We start from the raw sequence: 16855 nt of genomic DNA, 5'->3' as shown, positions 1-16855 counted from the left end.
CGGAGCCGGTCCGGGCGGACCACGGACGGGGCCCGGCCCTCGTCCGCAGGACAGGCCCAGGGGATCGGCGCCGGCCGTCCGTCACATCGGCGGGGTTCCGTCCGTCAGACCTGTGATGGAACACGACGGAGGAATGTGGCTGTGGACGGAAATGAGTTCCTGGCGGGGCGGTTCGAGGAGAACCGGGACCGGCTGAAGGCCGTGGCCTACCGGATGCTCGGTTCGACGAGCGAGGCGGAGGACGCCGTCCAGGAGGCGTGGATCCGGCTCAGCCGTTCGGACGACCGGGCGATCGACAATCTGGGCGGCTGGCTGACGACGGTCGTCGGGCGGGTGTGCCTGGACCTGCTCCGCTCCCGCCGCTCCCGCCGTGAGGAACCCCTCGGCACCGGGGCGCCCGAGGAGCCGGCCCCCGGCCCGGACCTCGGTGACCGGCCGGGGGCCGACCCCGAGCAGCAGGCGCTGATGGCCGACTCGGTCGGTCTCGCGATGCTCGTGGTGCTCGAAACGCTCGATCCCGCCGAGCGGCTGGCCTTCGTGCTGCACGACATGTTCGCCGTGCCGTTCGACGAGATCGCCGGTGTCGTGGACCGCACCCCGGCCGCGGCCCGGCAGCTCGCCAGCCGGGCGCGGCGCCGGGTGCAGGGCGCGGAGCCGGTGCCGGACCCGGATCTCGCCCGCAAGCGCGAAGTCGTCAACGCTTTCCTGGCCGCCGCCCGTGACGGTGAATTCGAGGCCCTCCTGGCCGTGCTCGATCCGGACGTGGTGGTGCGGTCCGACATCGGCGCCGGCACTGCCGGTGCGGCAGGCCCGGTACGGGGTGCGGCGGCCGTGGCCCGGCAGGCGATGATGTTCGCGCCGTTCGCGCGGTCCTCGCAGCGGGCCCTGGTCGACGGGGAACCGGCCGTCATCGCGGCGCGCGAGGGCCACCGGTTCTCGGTCATGATCTTCATGGTCGCCCGGGGCAGGATCGTCGAGATGTCCGTGATCACCGATCCGGCCCGCCTCCCCGGCCTCGATCTGACGGTCCTCCCGGAGGCCACCCCTCCTCAATGAGACAACTCTGTCTCATGTGGTCTACAATTGTCTCATGAGTCTCGACCGTGAACAGGTACTGCGCAGCGCCGCCGCCCTGCTGACCCGTAAATCGACCGCCACCATGGACGAGGTCGCCAAGGCCGCAGGCATCGGACGCGCAACCCTGCACCGGCACTTCGCCGGACGGGACGCCCTGGTCAAGGCGTTGGAGAACCTGGGCATCCAGGAGTTCGAAGCGGCGCTGGACGCCGCTGCCCTCGACGAGGGCAGCGCGCCGGAGGCGCTGCGCCGTCTGGTCGCGGCCGTCGAGCCGAGCGCGGGACTGCTCTCCTTCCTCGTCACCGAGAACCAGCTCTTCGAGGGCCAAGAGGTGAACGAGGGCTGGAACCGACTCGACGCCCGGGTCTCCGCCCTGTTCAGACGGGGCCAGGAGCGCGGCGAAATTCGCATCGACCTCACCCCCGCCTGGCTGACCGAGGCCCTCTACGGACTCATCTCCAGCGGCGCCTGGGCGGTCCAGGACGGCCGGGTCGCGAGCCAGGACTTCCAGTACATGATCGTCGAGTTGCTGCTCGGCGGTGCACGCCGGAGCGTGGAGCAATGAGTCGTATCGAACAGCGCGTGGCATCCCCGGACGAACTGCACCGTCCCGGGCGGTGGATCGCGCTGTCCGTGCTCGTCCTCGCGGTGCTGCTCGTGGCGATCGATGCCACCGTCCTGGGCCTCGCGACCCCGTTCCTCACCGAGGACCTCGAACCGACCGGCACCCAGCTGCTGTGGATCGGCGACGTCTACTCCTTCGTCATCGCCGGCCTGCTGGTCTCGATGGGCAGCCTCGGCGACCGCATCGGCCGCAAGAAGCTGCTGCTGTGCGGTGCGACGGCGTTCGGCGCGGTCTCCGTGCTCAACGCCTACGCGCACACCCCCGAGATGATGATCCTGGCGCGGGCGCTGCTCGGTGTCGCGGGCGCCACCCTGATGCCGTCCACCCTCGCCCTGATCCGGAACCTCTTCCACGACCCGCGCGAGCGCAGCCTCGCCATCGGGATCTGGGGAGCGATGGCCTCCGCCGGGGCGGCCGTCGGCCCGGTGGTCGGCGGACTGCTGCTGGAGCACTTCTGGTGGGGCTCGGTCTTCCTGATCAACCTGCCGGTCATGGCGGTCCTCGTGGTCGTCGGCGCGAAGACGATCCCCGAGTCCAGGAACCCGGCCCCGGGCCCCTGGGACCTGGCGAGCGTCGCGCTCTCCTTCGTCGGCATGATCGGTGTCGTGTACGCCATCAAGGAGCTGGCGGCACACGGCCCGAGCACGGGGACCATCGCCGCGGGCATCGGTGGTGCGGCGGCACTCTGCTGGTTCGTACGCAGGCAGCTCACGCTCCCGGCGCCCCTGCTGGACATGCGGCTCTTCCACCACCGGGGCTTCTCCGCCGCCGTCCTCGCCGACCTGCTGACCATCCTCGGCCTGTCCGGACTGGTCTTCTTCCTCTCCCAGTTCCTCCAACTGGTGCAGGGGCGCGGGCCGCTGGAGGCCGGTCTCGCCGAACTGCCCGCGGCCGTCGGCGCGGTCGTCGCCGGTCTGATCGCGGGCCGGGCGGCCCGCCGCTTCTCGGTACGTTCGGTGGTGAGCGGCGGCCTCGCGGCGATCGGCCTGGCCCTCGCCGCGGTCACCCTGATCCACAAGGAGACCTCCTACCCGCTGATCGGGGCGGTGCTGCTCGTCGTCGGCGTGGGCGCGGGCTTCGCCTTCACCGTCACCTCCGACGTGATCCTTTCCAGCGTCCCCAAGGAGCAGGCGGGTTCCGCCGGCGCGGTCTCCGAGACGGCGTACGAACTCGGCGCGGCCCTCGGCATCGCCCTGCTCGGCTCCATCGTCACCGGCGTCTATCAGGAGTTCGGCACACCCCCGGGCGTCCCGTCGGGCCCCGCGGCGGCGGCCCATGAATCGCTCGGCGGCGCCGTCGAGGCGGCCCACGGACTGCCGGCCCAGCAGGGGCAGGCACTGGTATCCGCGGCGCAGGAGTCGTTCGTCCAGGGACTGGGCCTCGCCGCGGGCATCGGCGCGGTGGTCCTGCTGGCGACGGCCGTGGCCGCCTGGTTCCTGTTGCGCGGTCAGAAGCTGGAGGACGGCATCGTGCACCAGTAGCCGTCCCGGCCCGGACACGCGGAAGGGCCCGTACCACCGGGAAGCCGGGGTACGAGCCCTTCCGCGTGTCCTGCCGTGGGCGCTTCGCGCGCCTCAGCTCACGCGGCCTTGGCCTTCGTGGCGTACATGTCGACGTACTCCTGACCGGACAGCCGCATCACCTCGGCCATCACGGAGTCGGTCACCGCCCGCAGCACATAACGGTCGCGGTCCATGCCCTCGTACCGGGAGAACTCCATCGGCTCACCGAAACGGACCGTCACCTTGCCGGGACGGGGCAGGCCGGCCCCGCCGGGCTGGAGCTTGTCCGTGCCGATCATCGCGAACGGCACCACCGGAGCGCCCGTCATCAGCGTCAGCCGGGCGATGCCGGTACGGCCCCGGTACAGGCGGCCGTCGGGGGAGCGGGTGCCCTCGGGGTAGATGGCGAACGCCTTGCCCTCCTCCAGCACCCGACGGCCCGTCATCAGCGCCGCAACACCGCCGCGCCCGCCGTCCCGGTCCACCGGGATCATGCCGCAGCCGGTGAAGAACCAGGCCATGGCCCGGCCCTTGAGCCCCTTGCCCGTCACGTACTCGTCCTTGCCGATGTAGAACACCGGCCGGTCGCAGCAGATCGGCATGATCATCGAATCGATGAACGTCAGATGGTTGCCCGCGAGGATCACCGGACCGTCCCCGGGAATGTTCTCCACACCTTCCACCTGGGGGCGGAACATCAGGCGCAAGATCGGTCCGAGCACTGCCTTGATGAGTGCGTGTCGGGACAACGGTTCCTCCGGTGTAGTGGCCGGGGCCGGCCGAGGTGCGGGATCGTGACGGTCCATGCAGGTGAGGACGATACTCGCGGCCGCTCACAGATCGCACATCGGGCTCACGGAACGGATATGCGGTGTTGACGTGAGTTTCCGCCATGTTCGTCCAGGGGCTGCCTCCACGACGGTACTGCTGCTTACGCTCGGGCCCCGTCCGACAGGTGCCGGACATCACACGCGAGGAGCATTCATGACTGAGCGCGCGCAGACCGGTCCCGGCCGCAGAACCATGCTGGGAGCGGGAGCCGCCGTACTGGGCACCGCCGCCCTCGGGCTGGCCGGAGGCCCGGCCGACGCCGCGGGCGGCACCGCGGAGAATCTCTCCGAACGGCACGGCGGCCACGGATTCCGCCTCGACCTGCCGGTGCCCACCATCATCGGACACCGCGGCTCCAGCGGCTACCGGCCCGAACACACCCTCGGCTCCTACCAGCTGGCCCTCGACATGGGCGCGCACATAGTCGAGCAGGACCTGGTGCCGACCCGCGACGGCCATCTCGTATGCCGCCACGAGAACGACATCACCGCCACCACCGACGTCGCCGACCACCCCGAGTTCGCGAGCCGCAAGGCCACCAAGAAGGTCGACGGCGTCTCCCTCACCGGCTGGTTCACCGAGGACTTCACCCTCGCCGAACTCAAGACGCTGCGGGCCAAGGAGCGCATCCCCGGCACCCGTCAGAAGAACACGCTCTACGACGGCCGCTGGGAGATCCCCACCTTCGAGGAGGTGCTCCGCTGGGCCGACCGGGAGGGCCGCAGGCGCGGAAAGCCCGTCTGGCTGTACGTCGAGACCAAGCACCCCACCTACTTCCGGGGCCTCGGCCTCGGTCTGGAGGAGCCGCTCGCCAAGCTGCTGCGCCGCTACGGCCGGCACCGTCAGCAGTCGCCGCTCATCCTCCAGTCCTTCGAGCCCGGCAGCATCCAGCGGCTGGCCCGGCTCGTCGCGACCCCGCGCGTCGTACTGCTCTCCGGCGCGGGCGAGCGCCCCTGGGACTTCGTGACGTCCGGCGACCCGCGCACCGTCGCGGACCTGGTGAAGCCCGAGGGGCTGAAGTGGATGGCCTCCTTCGCCCAGGGCATCGGCCCCACCCTGGACCTGGTCATCCCCAAGGACGCCTCGGGGCGGCTCACCGCACCGACCACCCTGGTGAAGGACGCGCACGCGCAGGGCCTGGTCCTGCACCCCTACACCATGCGCAACGAGAACAGCTTCCTGCCCGCCGACTTCCGGCGCGGCACGGACCCCACGGCCTACGGCGACGCGTTCGGCGCGTTCCGGACGTACTTCGCGACGGGCATCGACGGAATCTTCTCCGACAACCCGGACACCGCCCTGCTCGCCGCCGCGGACCACAACGCGAGGTGACCACCGCGTCAGCACCCGGCCGGGGCGTGCCCCGGTCGGGTGGTGCCCGCCGGGTACGGCAACCGGCCGCCGCCGCGGGCGCGTCGGCCGGGGCATGACGCTTCTCGATCTTGTTCCGGCAGGACCCGCCCCCGCGGCCGTCGTCCGTGCTCTGTACCCGCTGGTGAGCGCCGAGGCCAGGGCGGAGGCGGCCGCCTCGGTGACGGGTGCGGCGGTCGAACCGGCCGACCTCGAACAGGCCGTCTGGCTGCGGCTGCTGGAGCTGCTCGCGGGGGAGGGGCCACCGGTGGACCCGGCCCGCTGGGTGCGGGACGCGGTACGGGCGGAGGCCCGCAGGGCCCGCCGCACCGCCCGGCACGAACGCCCCTACCGCGACGAGACCGCCGCGGACCCGGCCGGCTGCCCCGAACGGCTCGCCCTCGGCGCCGACGAACGCCGGGCGCTGCGCGCGGCGGTGGACCGGCTGCCCGGCAGGTGCGCGCGGCTGATGGCGGCGATGCTCGCGCCCAGCGACCCCACCTACCGGGAAATCGCAGGGAAGTTGGGTATGTCACAGGGGAGTTTGGGTCCGATCCGTTCCCGTTGCCTTGGATGTCTGCGCAGAATGCTCGCGGCGGAGGTTGCTGCTCCTGAACTGCGGGGAAAGGAGCGTTAGACAACCGGTGGATCAGGTGGGCGGAGGCATGCGCGGATGGGCATGAGCGTGATCATCTCAGCAGCGACGGCGCAGGACGCCGAACAGATCTTGAAACTCCAGTACCTCTGCTTCCAGAGCGAGGCGGAGCTGTACGGGAACTACCGGATCGACCCGCTCGTCCAGACCCTCGACTCGTTGCACGCCGAGATCGCCACGAACCTGGTGTTCGTGGCGCGGCTGGGCGACGAGGTCGTGGGCTCGGTCCGGGGGGCCGTCGGCGAGGACGGGGCGGGGGAGATCGGCAGGCTCTGCGTCCACCCCCGGCTCCAGGGGCACGGTCTCGGTGCCCGGCTGCTGCGGGCGGCGGAGGCGGGACTCACCGACGAGCGGTCGGCCACCCTGTTCCGGCTGCACACCGGCCACCGCAGCGAGAGCAATCTGCGGCTCTACCGCCGTGCGGGATACGCCCCCGTGGGCAACGAGACCGGCCGGGACGGCGTCCTGATGATCCTTCTGGAGAAGGACGCCACGAAACCCGCGTACGTCGCCAGCGCTTGAGCGTCTACGCCTGCCTGGCCCGGCGCAGCCACATCATCCCGGTGATCGGCAGGATCACCGGGATGAACAGGTAACCCATGCCGAAGTCGGACCAGACGGTGGCGTCCGCGAACGCCGAGGGCTCCACCATCGTCCAGGTCCCGACGACCAGCACGCCCAGCAGCTCCGCGGCGCAGCACACCAGCGCCGTCCTGCGCGCCTTCTCGCCCCCGCGCACCAGCGAGTACGTGATGAACCCGTACACCAGCGCGGCGACGGCCGACAGCACGTAGGCGAGCGGTGCCTTGCCGAAGTCCAGGATCATCTGGACGATCGAGCGGGAGGCGGCCGCGACGGTGAACACCCCGTAGAACCAGAGCAGTACCCGGCCGGGACCCGTCCCGAGGTCGAAGGGCTGCTTCTCGCCGGTGGCCGCCGCGGGGGTGCGATCGGTGTCGGTCACGGTCAGTTTCCCCAGATGTCGTAGAGCCGTACTTCGAGGACGGCCAGCACGACCGCGCCCGCCGCCACCGTCACCGAACCCCACCGGGTCCGCTCGGTCAGCGAGAGGAAACCGGCCGCGGGAACCGCGAGGAAGGCCCCGATCAGATACGCGATGAAGATCGTCATGCCCTGCTCGGGCCGTTCGCCCCGGGACAACTGCACGATGCCCACCACCAGCTGGGCCAGCGCCAGCAGCGAGACCACGGCCATCCCGATGAAGTGCCAGTCCTTGGTCGGCTGGTCCCGGTAGGCGGCGAATCCGCACCAGGCGGTGAGGGCGAGCGCGGTCACGGCGACCGCGACCGTCAGGGCGTCAAGCATGTGGTGAGGGTATTACGGACCAATCGGCCCCCTGCGTGCGCCCCCGCGCCCCGGGAACGGGGGCCGTGGCCTTTGCCACAGCCCATGAGCGTTCCGGGCCGGTCGCGGCTGCCGTCGTCGCCGGCCTCTGCGTGGCCTCTCCGCCGTATCGGCGCAGGTCACAGCCGGGCGAGTGGGAATCACGGCAAGCGGACGGGCCGTCTCACCGCACCATCCACGTCTGTCCGCTATTCGGACAGGCTGGTCGGGCGGAACGTTACGTCTGTTTTACTTGGCCCATGACCACGACGAGCAGCCGCATCCTTGCGACCGAGGCGATCACGACGCCCGGTGCTCGTTGTATGTGTCGAATGCGCACCTTCTGAGGGCCCCCGCCCGATCCTCGCGCCCCGAAGCGAGACCGAGCCCGAGCCGTCCGCATCCAGCGGAACGAGCCTGCCCCAGCACCGCTGCCCGGCCACCCGCCGCCGCCCTGAGCCGTGCCGAGATCCCAGCTTGGAACGTCCGATCGAAACGTCCAACCAGTCTCATCAGACGAATGCCCCGTGCCCGGCGGACATCGCGCCGCGCACTCGACAGTGACGGAAACCCCTGTGATCACCACTTCGGGCCTCACGAAGGTCTACCAGTCGCGCGGCCGCGAGGTCACCGCCCTGGACGGCGTCGACCTGCACGTCCGCGAGGGCGAGGTGTACGGCGTCATCGGACAGAGCGGCGCCGGCAAATCCTCCCTGATCCGCTGCGTCAACCTCCTGGAGCGCCCCACCTCCGGCACCGTGACCGTGGCCGGCCAGGACCTCACCGCACTCGCCGGACGCGGCCACCGGGCCGGCAAGGAACTGCGCGAGGCACGCAGCCGCATCGGCATGGTCTTCCAGCACTTCAACCTGCTGTCCTCCCGCACCGTCCGGGACAACGTCGAACTCCCGCTGGAGATCCTCGGCGTCCCGGGCCGGGACCGCTCCCGCAAGGCCCTCGAACTCCTCGACCTGGTCGGCCTCGCCGACAAGGCCAAGGCGTACCCCGGCCAGCTCTCCGGCGGCCAGAAGCAGCGCGTCGGCATCGCCCGCGCCCTCGCCGGGGACCCCAAGGTCCTGCTCTCCGACGAGGCCACCTCGGCCCTCGACCCCGAGACCACCCGCTCCATCCTCCAGCTGCTGCGCGACCTCAACCAGCAGCTCGGCCTGACCGTCCTGCTCATCACGCACGAGATGGACGTCGTCAAGACGATCTGCGACTCCGCCGCGCTGATGCAGAAGGGACGCATCGTCGAGTCCGGCACCGTCGGCGAACTGCTCGCCACCCCCGGCTCCGAACTGGCACACGAGCTGTTCCCCGTCGGCGGTACGGCCTCCGGCCCCGACTGCACGGTCGTCGACGTCACCTTCCACGGCGACGCCGCCGGCCGGCCGGTGATCTCCCAGCTCTCCCGTACGTACAACATCGACATCTCGATCCTGGGCGCCGCGATGGACACCGTCGGCGGCAAGCAGATCGGGCGGATGCGCATCGAGCTGCCCGGCCGCTTCGAGGAGAACGTCGTCCCGATCGGCTTCCTGCGCGAGCAGGGCCTCCAGGCCGAGGTCGTGGAGCACGACGGCCCCGTCATCCCGGTACAGACCCCCGCCCCGCTCACCAAGGAGGTGGCGAAGTGACCTGGTCCGAAATGCAGCCGCTGCTCACCCAGGGGACCATCGACACCCTCTACATGGTGCTCTGGTCCACGGTCGTCACCGTCCTGGTGGGACTGCCGCTCGGCGTCCTGCTGGTCCTCACCGACAAGGGCGGACTGCTCCAGAACACCCCGGTGAACAAGGTCATCGGCGTGATCGTGAACATCGGCCGCTCGCTGCCGTTCATCATCCTGCTGATCGCCCTGATCCCCTTCACCACCTGGGTCGTGGGCACCTTCATCGGCCCGACCGCGATGATCGTGCCGCTCTCCGTCGGCGCCATCCCGTTCTTCGCCCGGCTCGTCGAGACCGCCGTCCGCGAGGTCGACCACGGGCTCGTCGAGGCCGTCCAGTCGATGGGCGGATCCATCCCGACGATCGTCCGCAAGGTCCTCCTGCCGCAGGCGCTGCCCTCGCTCATCTCCGGCGTCACCACCACCGTCATCGTGCTCATCGGCTACTCCGCGATGGCCGGCGCGGTCGGCGGCGAAGGGCTCGGCTCCAAGGCCGTCACCTACGGATTCCAGCGCTTCGACAACCAGTTCATGCTCATCACCGTCGCGGTGCTGATCGTCATCGTGACCGTGATCCAGCTGATCGGCGACCTGGCCGTACGCCTGCTGGCCCGCCGGGGCCGCGCCACCACCTGAGGGCCTGTCGGGGTGACCTTTGATCGGGCGATCGAAGGCCACCCGACAGGCTCTGAGACCTCCACTCCGCTCACAAGCCCGAACTCCTTGTCCGGGCGCACCACCATCACCACCGGAAAGAGGCACTTTTCGTGCGTAAGAACATCAAGATCACCGCTGCTGCCGCCGCCACCGCCGCCATCGCCCTCGGCCTCACCGCCTGCGGCACCTCGTCCGACCCGGGCGCCAAGAGTGAGACCGGTGCCAAGGCCGACACCTCCAAGGCGCTCGTCGTCGCAGCGTCCCCGACGCCGCACGCCGACATCCTGGACTTTGTCAAGAAGAACCTGGCCGAGAAGGCGGGCCTCAAGCTGGAGGTGAAGGAGTTCACGGACTACGTCCTGCCGAACACCGCCACCGAGACCGGCCAGGTCGACGCCAACTTCTTCCAGCACCAGCCGTACCTGGACGACTTCAACAAGAAGAAGAACACCCACCTGGTCTCCGTCGGCACCGTTCACCTGGAGCCGCTCGGCCTCTACTCCAAGAAGGTCGAGGACCTCAAGGACCTCAAGGCCGGCCAGACCGTCGCCGTCCCCAACGACACCACCAACGAGGGCCGCGCCCTCCAGCTCCTCGCCGAGAACGGCCTCATCACCCTCAAGGACGGCGTCGGCACCAGCGCCAAGCTGAGCGACATCACCGACAAGAAGGGCCTGGAGTTCAAGGAGCTGGAGGCCGCCACTGTGCCCCGCGCCCTGAACGACGTCGACGCCGCCGTCATCAACGGCAACTACGCGATCGAGGCCGACCTGAAGCCCGCCAAGGACGCCCTCGCGCTCGAAAAGGCCGACGGTAACCCGTACGCCAACATCATCGCCGTGAAGAAGGGCAACGAGAAGGACCCCCGCGTCCAGAAGCTCGTCGAGCTCCTGCACTCCGACGAGGTCGAGAAGTTCATCGAGGACACCTACCAGGGCTCCGTCATCCCGGCCTTCGGCACCGCCGCCAAGTCCTGACACCCGCACGGCATCTGTCCGAAGAGCCCCGCACCCCGCCAAGGGGGTGCGGGGCTCCGCCGTGCGGACCCGCCCATGCGCGGCACGGGCCCGATGCTGCATGCTGTGCCTTTAACGGTCTTCCGTATGGAGCTGCGCATGACTTCCACCTTTCCGGACATCTCCATCAGCACGGATCGGTTGGTGCTGCGCCCCTTCGACATGGCGGACGCCCCCGCGTACATCGAGATGATGAACGACGAACTCGTCGTCGCCTGGACCGAAGCCCCGCACCCCTACACCCAGGTCGACGCCGAACGCTGGATCCGCAGGATCGCACCCGCCCAGCGCACCACCGGTGACGGCATCGTCCTCGCCGTCACCGAATTCCTCACCCAGCGGCTGGTCGGTTCGGTCCGGCTCCGCAACACCGACTGGCGCACCCGCGCCACCGAGGCCGCCTACATCACCGCCCCCTGGGCCCGCGGCGAGGGATACGCCACCGAATCCGTACTGGCACTGGCCCAGTGGCTCTTCCGCGACCAGGGCTTCGAGCGCATCGAACTGCGCACCGCCGCCGACAACACCGCCTCCCAGCAGGTCGCCCAGAAGCTCGGCTGCATCAGCGAGGGCGTCCTGCGCAACGCCCGGATAGCCCGCACCCGGACCGACAACGGCACGGACGGAGGCTGGACCGACATCAGGACCGACCTGATCGTCTGGGGCCTGCTGCCCGAGGACCTCGAAGGCGTCGCCGAACAGCTCGCCGACGCGGGCGGCTACAGCGCCTACAACGACTGGAACTGACCCCGCGAAGGGGCCCCGACACCACGCCGGTGCGGACCGGGTACTCTCACCCTGCCCACCCCCACCTGCGACGACTCCAGGAGACTGACGACAGATGGCCGATCGGGTCACCGTGATCGGCTGGGACGGCTCGCCACTGACCAAAGCGGCCACGGCCGCCCTCTCGGCCGCCACGCTCGTCGCCGGAGCCGCCCACCACCTCGCACTTCCCGAAGTCCCGGCGAACGCCGAACGCATCCGCCTGGGCTCCATCGACCTGGCCGCCCGCCGGATCGCCGGCCACCGGGGCAGCGCCGTGGTCCTCGCCGACGGGGACCCGGGCTTCTTCGGAGTCGTGCGCAACCTCCGCGCACCCGAACACGGCCTTGAGGTCGAGGTGGTCCCGGCCGTCTCCTCGGTCGCCGCCGCCTTCGCCCGCGCGGGAATGCCGTGGGAGGACGCCCGGACGGTCGTCGCCCACCCCCGCACCCTGCGCCGCGCCGTGAACGTCTGCCGCGCCCACCACAAGGTCGCCGTCCTCACCTCGCCCGGCGCCGGCCCCGCCGAACTCGCCCTGCTCCTCGAAGGCGTCCACCGCACCTTCGTCATCTGCGAGGAACTCGGCACCAGCCGCGAACAGGTCACCGTCGTCACCTCCGAGAAGGCCGCCGACCACGTCTGGCGCGACCCCAATGTGGTCGTCGTCATCGGCGGCGGCCCCGAACCGCGGGCCGCCGGAGCCTGGATCGACGGCGGCCTCCCCGCCCACCCCCATGACGTGCGCGGCTGGGCACTGCCCACCGAGGCGTACGCGGGGGACGCCGGCGGGCGCGGCACGTCGAGCGGTGAGGGCGATTCCCCGGGGCTGCGCGCCGCCCAGCTGGCCCACCTCGGCCCCCGGACCGGCGACCTCCTCTGGGACATCGGTTCCGGCAGCGGGGCCCTGGCCGTGGAGGCCGCCCGCTTCGGCGCGGCGGTCCTGGCGGTCGACAGCGACCCGGCCGCCTGCGCCCGGACCTCGGCGGCGGCACGGGCGTTCGGCGTGCAGCTCCAGGTCGTCGAGGGCCGGGCCCCCCATGTGCTGGAACGGCTGCCGGAACCCGATGTCGTACGGATCGGAGGCGGCGGAGTCCCCGTCGTCACCGCCGTCACCGAACGGCGGCCGGAACGCATCGTGACCCACGCGTCGACGCGGGACGAGGCCGAGGCGCTCGGCGCCGCCCTGGGCGGAAACGGATACACCGTCCGGTGCTCGCTCCTCCAGTCCGTCGAACTCGACACGGCAGCCTGGTCGGAGCGCGAACGCTCGGTCGTGTTTCTCCTGTCTGCGCTGCGTTCCGACCTCGCCCCGTGACCCGGTCGGCGTACAGCGAGAGGTAGGCTGGCCGATCGTTGCACCGCGCCCGGACGTTCGTCGCTTCGTTCGTCAATGTCCGGAAAGGGGGACCGTTTTGGCCCCCGTTGTGGTACGGCAGAACCGGGGGATGCGCGACGTGGCGCAGTCCACAGCGGGCCGTGGCGAAATGAGCTGCCGCGGCGGCGAACGGCCGCGAGAATGCAGTATGTCCGCGACCGATTCGTGCCGCGCGGCGAGCCCGCTCGTTCTTGTTGACGAGCGCCGGCGTGCCGTGTTCGGGCGTCCCGGGCGAAGGGCCGAAGGAGCACTGACGATGGGCGAGGGGTACGCATGAGTGACACCGGCCAGATCCCGGTCGAGGGACTGCCGGAGAACGCAGGCACGGTGGAGCAGCCGGGCGTCGCCGCCCCGGACGCCTACACCTACCTCGCTCCCTCCGAGCATGTCTCCGAGGACGACGACATCCTTCTGATGCCGAGCCCGCAGGGTGCCTGGAGCGACCCGCAGGCCGTACCGGCCCCGGGCCAGTACCCCGAGGGCGTCGTCGCCCAGGCGCCGCTGCCCGCGCAGGGTGCCTACCAGGCCCAGCCGATGGCACAGCCCTATGCCCAGTCGCCCGGCGAGACTCCGGCGCAGCCCCAGGGCCCCGTCCAGGTCCAGGAGCCCGTTGTGGCCCAGGCCGCCGAGGCGTACGTCGCCCAGCAGGCGGTGGCCGAGCCGCTGCCCGCGAACGGCCAGGGGACGCACGAGTCCGGTGGCCGCGACTCCGGTTCGGTCGACCTGACGGGCGTCCGTATCCCGTCGCCCGCCCCCGCTCCGGCCGCCCAGGCCCAGCCCCAGACACCGGTGCGCCGGCCGCTGCACCGCGGCCCGGCCGTGCCCGACGGCACGCCGTCCTACGGCGGGACGCCGACCGGCGGAGTGGTCCGTTCGCTCGCCGACCGAGGCCCCGCGGGCGCACCCCAGGCGCAGGCCCGTACCCAGGCCCCGGCGCGGCACGCCGGACCGCCGACCACCGGCCCGGAGTACTTCGAACTGCCGGGTGACGACGCGTCGGCACTGCCGGGTCCGCAGCTCGGCGAGATCCTGCCGCAGGGCGGCAGCCCGTGGGGGGCCCAGGCCTCTCAGCAGGTGGCAGCAGAATCGGTCGTTCCGGAGCAGGCCGCCCCGGCGGAGGTCCTTCCGGAGCAGATCGTTCCGGAGCAGGTCGTTCCGGTGCCGGTCGCCGAGCCCGTTGCGGACCAGGCCACCGAGCCGGTTCAGGCGCCCGCGCCGCAGCGGGTTCAGGCCGTCCCGGCCGTGGCGCCGGAGGCCGTGGCCGCTCCCGCCGCCGAACCGGTACCCGCCGCGGTCGAGATGCCCGCCGAGGCGCACGCCGAGGTCCCGGACGGGATCCCCGCCGAGGCGATCGCGCCGCAGGAGATCGCGGAAGCCGTCCCCATGGGCAAGTTCGTGCCCGTGGAGGGTTCGGTGCCGACGACTCCGCACCTGGCCCCGACGCCCGTGGCCGGGACGAGCGCCGAGGCGGAGCCCGTGGCAGGGGCCGAGGCCGAACCCGAGGCCGAGCGCGTGCCGATCGCCATGGAGCCCGTGGCGCCGGTGGAGCCCGTCGTGGCAGAGGTGGCCGTCGAGCCTTCCGCGCCCGCTGCGGACGCCGAGCCGGTCGAGCCCGTGGCGATCGCCGAAGCCCCCGTCGTCGTACCCCCGCCCGTCCCCGAGGCCGAGGTCCTGACGGTGTCCGAGCCGGAGCCCGAGCAGGGCCCGGAGGTCATCGAGACCCCGGACATCACGCCCGCCACGGACACCGTGGAGTCCGTGGCGGACGCCGCCGTCGCGGAGACCGGTCAGGTGGATTCCGTACAGCCCGAGGCCCTGCCCACCGAAGCCCCGGCCCAGGAGACCGCCGGGGCGGTCCAGGTCCAGGCCGCTGCCGCTGGCACTGCTCCTGAGCCGGAAGCCGCTGAAGCCGAGGCCCCTCAGGCCCAGGGGACCCCCGAGGCCACCGAGCCGTCCGAGGCCGACGAGGCCGAGGTCCCCGCCGGTCCGCCGGCCCCCGGCTACGACGACGCCGAGCGCGAGGCGGTGCTCCGCGTCATGCGTGAGCGCCGTGACATCCGCAACGGCTTCCGCAGCGACCCCATCCCGCACGAGGTGCTGCTCCGCGTCCTCGAAGCCGCGCACACGGCGCCCAGCGTCGGCCACTCGCAGCCCTGGGACTTCGTCGTCATCCGCTCGGCGGAGACCCGTCGCTCCATGCACGAACTGGCACAGCGTCAGCGTGACGCGTACGCCAAGTCGCTGCCCAAGGGCCGGGCCAAGCAGTTCAAGGAACTGAAGATCGAGGCCATCCTCGACACCCCGGTGAACATCGTCGTCACCGCCGATCCCACCCGCGGGGGCCGCCACACCCTCGGCCGGCACACCCAGCCGCAGATGGCCCCGTACTCCTCCGCGCTCGCCGTCGAGAACCTGTGGCTCGCCGCGCGCGCCGAGGGGCTCGGCGTCGGCTGGGTCAGCTTCTTCGACGAGCGCGAGATGGTCCGGGCCCTGGGGCTGCCGGAGCACCTCGAAGTCGTGGCGTACCTGTGCGTCGGTTACGTCGACGAGTTCCCCGAGGAGCCCGAGCTGATGCAGGCGGGCTGGTCCAAGCGCCGCCCGCTGTCCTGGGTCGTCCACGAGGAGACGTACGGCCGCCGTGCCCTGCCCGGCGAGGAGCCGCACGACCTGCTGCAGGAGACCATCTCCAACATCCGCCCGCTGGACGCCAAGGCGCTCGGCGAGGCGTGGGAACGCCAGAAGCGGATGACCAAGCCGGCCGGCGCGCTCGGCATGCTGGAGATCATCTCGGCCCAGCTGTCCGGGCTCTCCCGGCTGTGCCCGCCGCCGATCCCCGAGCCCGCGGCCGTCGCGATCTTCGCGGGCGACCACGGTGTGCACGCCCAGGGCGTCACGGCCTGGCCGCAGGAGGTCACCGGCCAGATGGTGGCCAACTTCCTCGGCGGCGGCGCGGTCTGCAACGCGTTCGCGGCCCAGGTGGGCGCCGAGGTGTGCGTGGTCGACGTCGGCGTGGCCATGGAGCTGCCCGCGACGCCCGGCCTCCTGCCCCGCAAGGTGCGCGCCGGAACGGCCGACTTCACCACCGGCCCCGCGCTCACCCGCGAGGAGGTGCTCGCGGCGATCGAGGTCGGCATCGAGACCGCCCGCGATCTGGTCGCGGCAGGCAACAAGGGCCTGCTCACGGGTGAGATGGGGATCGCCAACACGACGGCGTCGGCTGCGCTGATCTGCGTGTACACGGGCATGGACCCGGCCGAGGTGACCGGCCGTGGTACCGGCATCAACGACGAGATGCACGCCCGCAAGGTGGACGTCGTCCGCCGCGCCCTCGAACTGCACCAGCCCGACCCGGCAGACCCGATCGGGGTCCTGGCCGCGGTCGGCGGCCTGGAGCACGCCGCGATGGCGGGCTTCCTGCTGGGCGGCGCCTCGCTCCGTACGCCCGTCATCCTGGACGGCGTCAGTGCGGGTGCCGCGGCCCTGGTCGCGCGGGCGATCGCTCCCGAGGCCCTCGCCGCCTGCATCGCGGGCCACCGCAGCGCCGAGCCCGGCCATGTCGCCGCCCTCAACAAGCTGGGCCTGCGCCCGCTGGTCGACCTCGACCTCCGGCTCGGCGAGGGCACCGGAGCGCTGCTGGCGCTGCCGATCGTGCAGAGCGCGGCGAGGGCGATGCACGAGGTCGCGACGTTCGACTCGGCGGGCGTCACGGAGAAGTAGACCGGCCCGGGGGTGGGGGGGGGGGGGGGGGGGGGGGGGGGGGGGGGGGGGGGGGGGGGGGGGGGGGGGGGGGGGGGGGGGGGGGCGGGGGGGGGCCCCGGCCCCGGCCCCCGCCCCCCCCCCGCCCCCCCCCCCCCCCCCCCCCCCCCCCCCCCCCCCCCCCCCGCCACTCTGGCTGCCGGGACCGTCAGCCAGAGTGGCGGCTCCTCCCGCGGCTGACCCGCGCAACGCACCGGCGCCGCCGTCGAGTTCCCGGACCGACCCGGGAACTC

15 protein-coding genes are annotated in these 16855 nt (G+C 71.7%); 12 read left to right on the top strand and 3 right to left on the bottom strand.

The features are described 5' to 3' along the window. Positions 1–141 precede the first annotated feature (141 nt). The 3 genes from ACFYY7_RS26855 to ACFYY7_RS26845 are packed head-to-tail and all read left to right on the top strand — an operon-like array spanning position 142 to position 3183. On the top strand, positions 142–1056 hold the full coding sequence (locus ACFYY7_RS26855) for a sigma-70 family RNA polymerase sigma factor (protein WP_388665262.1): 915 nt from the start codon (positions 142–144) through the stop codon (positions 1054–1056). Between the two features lie 34 nt (positions 1057–1090). Next, positions 1091–1642 carry a TetR/AcrR family transcriptional regulator gene (locus tag ACFYY7_RS26850; protein WP_351252422.1) on the top strand — a complete coding sequence of 184 codons (552 nt, stop codon included), beginning with the start codon at positions 1091–1093 and terminating at the stop codon, positions 1640–1642. Further along, a complete protein-coding gene (locus tag ACFYY7_RS26845; protein WP_388665260.1) occupies positions 1639–3183 on the top strand; it encodes an MFS transporter in 1545 nt (514 codons plus the stop codon). The genes ACFYY7_RS26850 and ACFYY7_RS26845 overlap by 4 nt, the downstream gene beginning before the upstream one ends. A gap of 98 nt (positions 3184–3281) precedes the next feature. Here ACFYY7_RS26845 and ACFYY7_RS26840 read toward each other — a convergent pair whose 3' ends face one another. Beyond that, positions 3282–3953 (bottom strand): 1-acyl-sn-glycerol-3-phosphate acyltransferase, encoded by a 672-nt coding sequence (locus ACFYY7_RS26840; RefSeq protein ID WP_124718788.1) that lies wholly within the window; start codon positions 3951–3953, stop codon positions 3282–3284. Positions 3954–4188: 235 nt separating this feature from the next. On the opposite strand from ACFYY7_RS26840, the gene ACFYY7_RS26835 reads away from it, so the two are divergent. The 3 genes from ACFYY7_RS26835 to ACFYY7_RS26825 all read left to right on the top strand — a co-directional run bounded on the left by ACFYY7_RS26835 (position 4189) and on the right by ACFYY7_RS26825 (position 6562). Then, positions 4189–5367, top strand: coding sequence for a glycerophosphodiester phosphodiesterase (locus tag ACFYY7_RS26835; protein WP_388665259.1), 1179 nt, complete (start codon positions 4189–4191; stop codon positions 5365–5367). A gap of 94 nt (positions 5368–5461) precedes the next feature. Continuing rightward, the gene (locus tag ACFYY7_RS26830) at positions 5462–6022 is read left to right on the top strand and encodes a sigma-70 family RNA polymerase sigma factor (RefSeq protein ID WP_388665257.1); all 561 of its coding nucleotides are present in this window, start codon (positions 5462–5464) and stop codon (positions 6020–6022) included. A gap of 36 nt (positions 6023–6058) precedes the next feature. Further along, positions 6059–6562 carry a GNAT family N-acetyltransferase gene (locus ACFYY7_RS26825; RefSeq protein WP_124718791.1) on the top strand — a complete coding sequence of 168 codons (504 nt, stop codon included), beginning with the start codon at positions 6059–6061 and terminating at the stop codon, positions 6560–6562. A gap of 4 nt (positions 6563–6566) precedes the next feature. Here the strand turns inward: ACFYY7_RS26825 and ACFYY7_RS26820 are convergent, their stop codons facing one another. Both ACFYY7_RS26820 and ACFYY7_RS26815 read right to left on the bottom strand, forming a co-directional pair. After that, positions 6567–7004: a hypothetical protein gene (locus tag ACFYY7_RS26820; RefSeq protein ID WP_388665255.1), complete on the bottom strand. Its 438-nt coding sequence runs from the start codon at positions 7002–7004 to the stop codon at positions 6567–6569. Between the two features lie 2 nt (positions 7005–7006). Further along, positions 7007–7366, bottom strand: coding sequence for a hypothetical protein (locus ACFYY7_RS26815; RefSeq protein WP_351252416.1), 360 nt, complete (start codon positions 7364–7366; stop codon positions 7007–7009). 593 nt (positions 7367–7959) lie between these two features. On the opposite strand from ACFYY7_RS26815, the gene ACFYY7_RS26810 reads away from it, so the two are divergent. The 6 genes from ACFYY7_RS26810 to cobT all read left to right on the top strand — a co-directional run bounded on the left by ACFYY7_RS26810 (position 7960) and on the right by cobT (position 16583). After that, positions 7960–9021, top strand: coding sequence for a methionine ABC transporter ATP-binding protein (locus tag ACFYY7_RS26810; RefSeq protein WP_266735966.1), 1062 nt, complete (start codon positions 7960–7962; stop codon positions 9019–9021). Further along, a complete protein-coding gene (locus tag ACFYY7_RS26805) occupies positions 9018–9689 on the top strand; it encodes a methionine ABC transporter permease (RefSeq protein ID WP_388665253.1) in 672 nt (223 codons plus the stop codon). Before ACFYY7_RS26810 ends, ACFYY7_RS26805 begins: the two co-directional genes overlap by 4 nt. Positions 9690–9820: 131 nt before the next feature. Further along, on the top strand, positions 9821–10687 hold the full coding sequence (locus ACFYY7_RS26800; protein ID WP_388665251.1) for a MetQ/NlpA family ABC transporter substrate-binding protein: 867 nt from the start codon (positions 9821–9823) through the stop codon (positions 10685–10687). Positions 10688–10825: 138 nt separating this feature from the next. After that, complete coding sequence (locus ACFYY7_RS26795; protein WP_388665249.1) at positions 10826–11473, top strand: GNAT family N-acetyltransferase; 648 nt, start codon at positions 10826–10828, stop codon at positions 11471–11473. A 94-nt stretch (positions 11474–11567) separates the two neighbouring features. Continuing rightward, complete coding sequence (cbiE, locus tag ACFYY7_RS26790) at positions 11568–12806, top strand: precorrin-6y C5,15-methyltransferase (decarboxylating) subunit CbiE (protein ID WP_388665247.1); 1239 nt, start codon at positions 11568–11570, stop codon at positions 12804–12806. 333 nt (positions 12807–13139) lie between these two features. Next, complete coding sequence (gene cobT / locus ACFYY7_RS26785; RefSeq protein ID WP_388665245.1) at positions 13140–16583, top strand: nicotinate-nucleotide--dimethylbenzimidazole phosphoribosyltransferase; 3444 nt, start codon at positions 13140–13142, stop codon at positions 16581–16583. The last annotated feature ends 272 nt before the right edge of the window (positions 16584–16855 follow it).

This window comes from Streptomyces sp. NPDC001933, assembly GCF_042890955.1.
In the GTDB taxonomy this organism is placed as follows: Bacteria; Actinomycetota; Actinomycetes; order Streptomycetales; family Streptomycetaceae; genus Streptomyces.
The sequence above is the reverse complement of the archived record's forward strand: the minus strand, read 5'-3'. Positions and strand labels throughout refer to the sequence as shown.